This window comes from Streptomyces sp. JJ36, from assembly GCF_021696945.1.
In the GTDB taxonomy this organism is placed as follows: Bacteria; Actinomycetota; Actinomycetes; order Streptomycetales; family Streptomycetaceae; genus Streptomyces.
The window spans coordinates 1-3,276 of record NZ_JACYHE010000153.1 but is presented as its reverse complement, the minus strand read 5'-3'; the positions used below and the strand labels follow the sequence as shown (position 1 = coordinate 3,276).

The following is a 3,276-nucleotide window of genomic DNA, read 5'->3' as shown; positions in this document are numbered from 1 at the left end:
TTGCTGTCTCAGAAACCACACAGTGAACGCGAGCACCTACGGACAAGCCCTCGGCCTATTAGTACCGGTCAACTCCACCCATTACTGAGCTTCCATATCCGGCCTATCAACCCGGTCATCTCCCGGGAGCCTTAACCCCTCAAAGGGGGAGGGAGCCCTCATCTCGAAGCAGGCTTCCCGCTTAGATGCTTTCAGCGGTTATCCATCCCGAACGTAGCCAACCAGCCATGCCCTTGGCAGAACAACTGGCACACCAGAGGTCCGTCCGTCCCGGTCCTCTCGTACTAGGGACAGCCCTTCTCAAGACTCCTACGCGCACAGCGGATAGGGACCGAACTGTCTCACGACGTTCTAAACCCAGCTCGCGTACCGCTTTAATGGGCGAACAGCCCAACCCTTGGGACCGACTCCAGCCCCAGGATGCGACGAGCCGACATCGAGGTGCCAAACCATCCCGTCGATATGGACTCTTGGGGAAGATCAGCCTGTTATCCCCGGGGTACCTTTTATCCGTTGAGCGACGGCGCTTCCACAAGCCACCGCCGGATCACTAGTCCCGACTTTCGTCCCTGCTCGACCCGTCAGTCTCACAGTCAAGCTCCCTTGTGCACTTACACTCACCACCTGATGACCAACCAGGCTGAGGGAACCTTTGGGCGCCTCCGTTACCCTTTGGGAGGCAACCGCCCCAGTTAAACTACCCACCAGACACTGTCCCCGATCCGGATCACGGACCCGGGTTAGACATCCAGCACGACCAGAGTGGTATTTCAACAACGACTCCACCCAAGCTGGCGCTCGAGCTTCACAGTCTCCCACCTATCCTACACAAGCCGAACCGAACACCAATATCAAGCTGTAGTAAAGGTCCCGGGGTCTTTCCGTCCTGCTGCGCGAAACGAGCATCTTTACTCGTACTGCAATTTCACCGGGCCTGTGGTTGAGACAGTCAAGAAGTCGTTACGCCATTCGTGCAGGTCGGAACTTACCCGACAAGGAATTTCGCTACCTTAGGATGGTTATAGTTACCACCGCCGTTTACTGGCGCTTAAGTTCTCAGCTTCACCACCCCGAAAGGTGATTAACCGGTCCCCTTAACGTTCCAGCACCGGGCAGGCGTCAGTCCGTATACATCGCCTTACGGCTTCGCACGGACCTGTGTTTTTAGTAAACAGTCGCTTCTCGCTGGTCTCTGCGGCCACACCCAGCTCAAGGGGAAAACCCCATCACCAGGCCTGGCCCCCCTTCTCCCGAAGTTACGGGGGCATTTTGCCGAGTTCCTTAACCACAGTTCACCCGAACGCCTCGGTATCCTCTACCAGACCACCTGAGTCGGTTTAGGGTACGGGCCGCCATGAAACTCGCTAGAGGCTTTTCTCGACAGCATAGGCTCATCCACTTCACCACAATCGGCTCGGCATCAGGTCTCACCCCTTCACGTTGCACGGATTTACCTGCACAACGGGCTACACCCTTACCCCGGGACAACCACCGCCCGGGATGGACTACCTTCCTGCGTCACCCCATCACTCACCTACTACCAGCTCGGGCCACCGGCTCCACCACACCCAGGTCCGAAGACCCAGGCAGGCTTCACGGGCTTAGCATCACCAGATTCGATGTTTGACGCTCCACAGCGGGTACCGGAATATCAACCGGTTATCCATCGACTACGCCTGTCGGCCTCGCCTTAGGCCCCGACTTACCCTGGGCAGATCAGCTTGACCCAGGAACCCTTAGTCAATCGGCGCACACGTTTCTCACGTGCGTATCGCTACTCATGCCTGCATTCTCACTCGTACACCGTCCACAACTACCTTCCGGCGCTGCTTCACCCGGCACACGACGCTCCCCTACCCACCCCAGCCCCCGTTAGGAGTTACGCTGGAGTGACACGACTTCGGCGGTGTACTTGAGCCCCGCTACATTATCGGCGCGGAATCACTTGACCAGTGAGCTATTACGCACTCTTTCAAGGATGGCTGCTTCTAAGCCAACCTCCTGGTTGTCTCTGCGACTCCACATCCTTTCCCACTTAGCACACGCTTAGGGGCCTTAGTCGATGCTCTGGGCTGTTTCCCTCTCGACCATGGAGCTTATCCCCCACAGTCTCACTGCCGCGCTCTCACTTACCGGCATTCGGAGTTTGGCTAAGGTCAGTAACCCGGTAAGGCCCATCGCCTACCCAGTGCTCTACCTCCGGCAAGAAACACACGACGCTGCACCTAAATGCATTTCGGGGAGAACCAGCTATCACGGAGTTTGATTGGCCTTTCACCCCTAACCACAGGTCATCCCCCAGGTTTTCAACCCTGGTGGGTTCGGGCCTCCACACGGTCTTACCCGCGCTTCACCCTGCCCATGGCTAGATCACTCCGCTTCGGGTCTAGGACACGCTACTCAACCGCCCTCTTCGGACTCGCTTTCGCTACGGCTCCCCCACACGGGTTAACCTCGCAACATGCCGCAAACTCGCAGGCTCATTCTTCAAAAGGCACGCAGTCACGACGCACCGAGCAAGCTCGATGCGCGACGCTCCCACGGCTTGTAGGCACACGGTTTCAGGTACTCTTTCACTCCCCTCCCGGGGTACTTTTCACCATTCCCTCACGGTACTATCCGCTATCGGTCACCAGGGAATATTTAGGCTTGACGGGTGGTCCCGCCAGATTCACACAGGATTTCTCGGGCCCCATGCTACTTGGGAAATCCTCAAACGAGTTGCAGACGTTTCAGCTACGGGGGTCTTACCCTCTACGCCGGGCCTTTCGCATGCCCTTCGCCTACACCTGCAATTTCTGACTCGCCGACTGTCCGGCAGAACAGCCAAGAGAACTCCCACAACCCCGCATGCGCAACCCCTGCCGGGTATCACACACATACGGTTTAGCCTCATCCGGTTTCGCTCGCCACTACTCCCGGAATCACGGTTGTTTTCTCTTCCTACGGGTACTGAGATGTTTCACTTCCCCGCGTTCCCTCCACACACCCTATACATTCAGGTGCGGGTGACAGCCCATGACGACTGCCGGGTTTCCCCATTCGGACACCCCCGGATCACAGCTCGGTTGACAGCTCCCCGGGGCCTATCGCGGCCTCCCACGTCCTTCATCGGTTCCTGGTGCCAAGGCATCCACCGTGCGCCCTTAAAAACTTGGCCACAGATGCTCGCGTCCACTGTGCAGTTCTCAAACAACAACCAGCCACCCACCACCCCAGGCACAACACCCGAGTTCACTGGGACCGGCACCCGAAGACCAGCCACAACAACAGCCG

General features: G+C 57.8%; 1 rRNA gene. It reads right to left on the bottom strand.

Annotated elements, in window-relative coordinates:
- Window positions 1-38: 38 nt before the first annotated feature.
- A 23S ribosomal RNA gene (locus tag HOY81_RS26915) occupies window positions 39-3,160 on the bottom strand.
- Window positions 3,161-3,276 lie beyond the last annotated feature (116 nt).